The following is a 5,722-nucleotide window of genomic DNA, read 5'->3' as shown; positions in this document are numbered from 1 at the left end:
CCGCGAGGTGGTGGATGACGAACAGCAGCCGTCCCCGGTCGGGGCGGTCCTCGGTGGATTCGAACCAGACGACCTGCATCATGACACCGTGCCGGGGGTCGAGCCTGTCTGCCGCACGGTCTATTTCGTCTGCCACCCGCGCGGCGAACTGTGTGCCGGCGACGGTGGCGACCACGATGCGGGACACCAGAGTCCTGGCCTGAACGACTCCCGCCGGCGGTACCTCGATCACCGGTCCGCTGCCGGGACCGGGGACGCAGAGCCGCGCCCGCAGAATGTCGTGGTGGTCGAGGACTGCTTGTACGGCGCGGGCGAGAGAGTCGAGGTCGAGTCCGGCGGGCGCAATGAGGAGGCCGGCCTGTGAGAACCTGCCGATGTCCGTGCCCCGGTCGAGGAGCCAGCGGGCGATGGGCGTCAGGGGGAAGTTCCCGATCCCCGACCCGGGAAGTTCTTCCAGTTCTACGGTATCGGTCGCATGCGCCACCTCGGCAAGAGCCGCGACCGACCTGCGCTCGAATACATCACGCGGCGACACGAAGACACCTTCGGCCTTGGCCCGCGCCACCAACTGGATGGCCATGATGCTGTCGCCGCCGAGAGTGAAGAACGAATCCTCGACTCCCACGGTGCGGACTCCGAGCACCTCGGCGAACAACCGAGACAACGTCTTCTCCGCCGGGGTGGCCGGCTCCCGTCCGGGTGTGACGTGGCGGGCGAAATCCGGCTCCGGCAACGCCTTCACATCGAGCTTGCCGTTGGCCGTCAGCGGCAGCCGATCAAGGACGACGAGGGCGGCGGGAACCATGTGCGCGGCGAGCTGTGCCCGGGCGAAGTCGAGCACCTCGTCGGCGTCGACGTCTCCGGCGTCCCGGATTGCCGCGGTATCGGGTACCACGTAGCCGATCAGCCGGTCTGCGTCGTGCTCGTCGCGCCGCACCCGGACCACGGCCTGGGCAACAGTGGGATGACGCACCAGGGTGGACTCGACCTCTCCGGGTTCGATCCGGAAGCCGCGTAGCTGTACCTGAAGATCACTACGTCCCAGATATTCCAGTTGGCCCTGTCGGGTCCAGCGGGCAAGGTCCCCGGTCCGGTACATGCGGTGCCCGGGTGCGCCGTCCGGGTCCGCCACGAACCGCGCTGCAGTCAGATCCGGACGATCGAGATAGCCGCGCGCCAGTTGGTGTCCGGAGACGTACATTTCACCGATCACCCCCGGTGGAACGGGATGCAGCCGCCGGTCTCGGACGGAGACCCGCAATCCGGGTATCGCCTGCCCGATCGGGGAGCCCGTCGACGGGGCAGAAGCGGAACGATCGAGCGGCAGTAGGCTGACGTGCACCGTGGTCTCGGTGATGCCGTACATGTTCACCAGCCGCGGGCGACGATCACCGTGTCGGTCGTACCAGCGGGCCAGAGAGCCGACGTCGAGGGACTCGCCACCGAAGACCACGTGCCGCAGTCCCAGGTCATCAGAGCCCGGGGCCCGCCGGTCGGCCTGGACGAGCTGGGAGAACGCGGTGGGGGTCTGGCTCAACACGCTCACGTGTTCGCGGCGCAGCAGTTCGCGGAACATTTCCGGAGTCCGGGCGGTGTAGTGATCGACCACCACGACCCGGCCGCCGAAGAGCAATGCACCCCACAGTTCCCAGACCGCGAAGTCGAATGCGTGGGAATGGAACATGGTCCACACGTCGTGTTCGTCGAACCCGAAGCTCGGCTGGGTGTTCGCAAACAATGTCGTCACGTTCCGATGTGAGACCACCACTCCTTTCGGTCGACCGGTGGATCCCGAGGTATAAATCGCGTATGCAACGGCGTCCGGCAGTAGCCGCGCGGTCCGTTCCGTATCGGAGACCGGGCCGGGTGCGATAGCGGTCATGTGGGCCGCGACCTCGGCGGAGTCCAGCAGCACCCGGGGAACGCCGAAGCCTCGCATTGTCGAGTCCTGCTCGCTGGTGGTGACCACACACACCGGCGCCGCGTCCGCGAGCATGAATGCGAGTCGGTCGCGGGGGTTGTCGATGTCGAGCGGGAGGTATCCCGCACCGGTCTCGATGGTCGCGACGATGGTGACGATCAGGTCGATGGACCTGGGCAGCGCGACGGCGACCAGTGATTCCGGGCCGACCCCCAGCGAAATCAAATGGCGTGCCAGCCGATTGGCGCGTGCACTCAATTCGGTGTAGCTCAGGGTGGTGTTCTCGACCGTGACCGCGTCTGCGTTCGGGAAGTGCTGCACGGTCCGGGTGAACCGGTCGGCGAGGGTCGTCTCGTCGTCCACACCTTCCGCATTCCACGCCGTCAGCACCGTGTGACGTTCGATGTCGTCGGTGATGTCGATGTCCCCGATCACGAGACGGGGGTCGTGGGTGACGGCGTCGAGTATGCGGATGAGACGCTTCGCGAAATCCTCGATCGTCGGAGGGTCGAACAGGTCGGTGGCGTAGGTGAAGGCAGCGGAGATGCCGGCGGGTTCGCCGCCTGAACCGAATCTCTCGGCCAGAGTGAGCTGCAGGTCGAACTTCGCCGCACCGGGTTCGGCGTCCATGACGTCGGCGGTCATGCCGGGCAGCTCGAGGGTGGGGAAGTCGTTGTTCTGGTACTCGAGCAGAACCTGGAACAGCGGTGAATGCGCCGTCGAACGATCCGGGGCGAGCATCTCCACGACTCGCTCGAACGGGAGCTCGGCGTGGGTGAACGCGCCGAGATCGGCGTCCCGTGCCCGGTCGAGGAGTGCGGCGAACGACAGGGCTGCGTCGACGCGCGTGCGGAGCACCAGGGTGCCGACGAACATCCCGACGAGGTCGTCGAGGGCCGGGTGGCCGCGACCTGCGATCGGGGTTCCGACGACGATGTCCGCGCTGTCGCTCAACCGTGCCAGTAATACCGCCAGCGCGGCGTGGGTCGCCATGAACATCGTGCACTCGTGGCGGCGTGACAGCGCCGCCAGTCGGCGGTGTAGGGCGGGGCCGATGTCGAAACGGAACGTCGCCCCGCGCAGGGACCGCTGGACTGGCCGGGGGTGGTCGGTCGGCAGTGGGAGGACGTGCGGGACGTCGGCCAGGGTCTGCGCCCAGAATGCGGACTGCTGGGCGGCGAGGGCCTGTGGGTCGTCCTCCGATCCGAGGAGTTCGTGTTGCCACAGTGTGTAATCCGCGTACTGGACGGGCAGCGGTGACCACTCGGGGGCGCGCTGCCGGATACGGGCGGTGTAGGCGGCGACCACGTCACGAATCAGGGGACCCATCGACTGGCCGTCGGCGCAGATGTGATGGACGACCAGTGTCAGGACGTGAACGTCGGCGTCGAGTTCGAGCAGCTGGAGTCGGATGGGAAGGTCGCAGGTCACATCGAACCCGGTCCCGATGAACCGGGACAGGTGAGCAGGCACCTGCTCTGGTGTCACGGGAATCGGGTGAAGGTCGAGCAGTGCTCGCTCGGGCGGGAGCACGTGTTGGATCGGCTGGCCCTCGTGCACCGGGTAGAGGGTTCGGAGCGTCTCGTGACGGGCAATGACGTCGGTCAGCGCCTGATGCAGGGCGGTGACGTTCAGGCTTCCGCGGAGACGAAGTGTGACCGGGATGTTGTATGCGGGGGATGCGGTGTCGTACTGATTGAGGAACCACATGCGTTTCTGCGCCGGCGACACCGGAACCCATTCCGGTCGGACCGTGATCTCGAGGGTGGGGCGAGCACGCATGCCCGGTTGCTCTCGCACCGCCGACTGGGCCAGCATGCGGGGTGTGGGGGCGTCGAAGAGTGTTCGGACACCGATGTCGGTGTGCAACGCATTGTTGATGCGGGTCACGGCTCGGGTGGCGCTGAGCGAGTTGCCACCGGCGTCGAAGAAGTTGTCGTCGATGCCGAAGCGCCGGGATTCGACGACCGCCGCCAGGATGCCGGCGATGGATTCTTCGAGGGGTGTCGCCGGTGGCGCAGCGTCCGCCGACGTGGAGGTGCCGGAAGTTGCGGTGACGGCGCCGGCTTCGAGGGCGGCCCGGTCGAGTTTGCCGGCCGGGGTGCGAGGGATCGTCTCGATCGGCACGATCGTTGCCGGAACCATGTGGTGGGGAAGCTGTTCGGTGAGATGGGAGATCAGGCGCGGTGGGTCGACCTCCCGATCGGTGGCGGGCAGTACGTACGACGTCAACGCCGTGTCACCGGAGGCGGTGGTGCGGGGGAGAGTGGCGGCGAAGGCCACGGCGGGGTCGCGGGTGAGCGCGGCGTCGATCTCACCGAGTTCGACGCGGAAACCGCGGATCTTCACCTGGAAGTCGCTCCGGCCGAGGTATTCGAGCGCATGGGCGTCCGTCGTCCACCGCACCACGTCACCGGTCCGGTACATCCGTTCGCCCGGTTCGCCGTACGGGTTGGCGACGAAACGCGCAGCGGTGAGCCCGGCCCGCCGATGGTAGCCACGCGCGAGACCGTCGCCGGCGATGTAAAGTTCGCCGGCGACACCGATCGGGACCGGTTGCAGCAGGCGGTCGAGTACGAGTTCGGCGACACCACGGAGGGGGCCACCGATCGTCACCGGCCCCGCCGCGTTCAGGTCCGAGGTCATATCCGTCGCCACGGTGGCCTCGGTCGGACCGTAGGCGATGAGAAACCGGTGCCCGGGCGCCCACCGCTGCACCAGCGCGGGCGGACACTGCTCCCCGCCGGTCAGGACACAACCGACGTCCGGGACGTCCCGCGGGTCGATCGAAGCGAGTGCGGTGGGAGTGAGAAATGCGTGGGTGACCTTCTCTTCCGCCATGATCCGGCTGAGTTCCTGCCCGCCGTATACGGTTGGCGGCACGATCACCATCGTCGCTCCCACCCCGAACGCCAGCAGGTATTCCAGAACGGAGGCGTCGAAGCTCGGCGACGAGAAGTGCAACACCCGGGACCGGGAGGTCACCCTCGCGCGGTCGCGCAACTCCTGCGCCAGCGCGTTCAACCCGCGGTGCGGGACGAGTACACCTTTCGGCACACCGGTGGAACCCGAGGTGTAGATGGCGTAGGCGAGGCCGTCGACACTCGCCGGCAGGCGGGACACACCGTGCGGGCGCGCATACCGGTGCTGCCGGACCTCGTCGAGGTCGACCCAGAGGACGGTGTCCGGTAGCTCGTCACGATGGCGGGTACGGGTGAGACCGAGTACGGCCCCCGAGTCGGCGAGCATGTGCTCGATCCTGGCGGCAGGATAGGTGGGGTCGACGGGCAGGAAAGCGGCGCCGGTCTTGACCACCGCCCAGACGGCGAGTACCGACTCCGCCGAACGCGGGATCGCGACGGCGACGAGGTCTTCGGGCCCGGCACCGAGTTCGATCAGCGCCGCGGCGAGGCGATCGGACCGTGCCTCGACCTCGGCGTAGGTGAACTCTCTCGCGCCGTCCACCAACGCGACGGTGCTGGGGAAACGGTTGGCGGTGAGGATGTCGGCGAACGTGCGAGGTGAGCCCCGGTGGTCGCCGCGGGCGGGCACGATCAGCTCGAAGTCACTCTCCTCCAGCAGGTTCAGCCGGGCCAATGGCAGGGCGGGATCGGTCGCGATCGACGTGAGAACCTTGACGATTTGACCGAGCAGAGCATCGACGGCGGGGATGTCGAAGATTGCGCTCTGGAAGAGAATTCGCAGATGTAGCCGAGAGTCTGGAGTGACGGCGAGGGCGAGGGGGTAGTGGGTGGCGTCGGTGCCCTGGACATCGGTGATGTGGAGGCCGGTGGTGTCGCC

The 5,722-nt window shown here is 67.5% G+C and carries 1 protein-coding gene; it reads right to left on the bottom strand.

Features of this window, described 5'->3' with window-relative positions:
* On the bottom strand, positions 1-5,722 hold a 5,722-nt coding region (locus MLGJGCBP_RS15270; protein ID WP_160096626.1), incomplete at both ends, for a non-ribosomal peptide synthetase.

Source organism: Rhodococcus sp. T7 (assembly GCF_009872365.1).
In the GTDB taxonomy this organism is placed as follows: domain Bacteria; phylum Actinomycetota; class Actinomycetes; order Mycobacteriales; family Mycobacteriaceae; genus Rhodococcus_F.
Note: the sequence above shows the minus strand (reverse complement) of the source record. Positions and strands in the feature narration are given on the sequence as shown.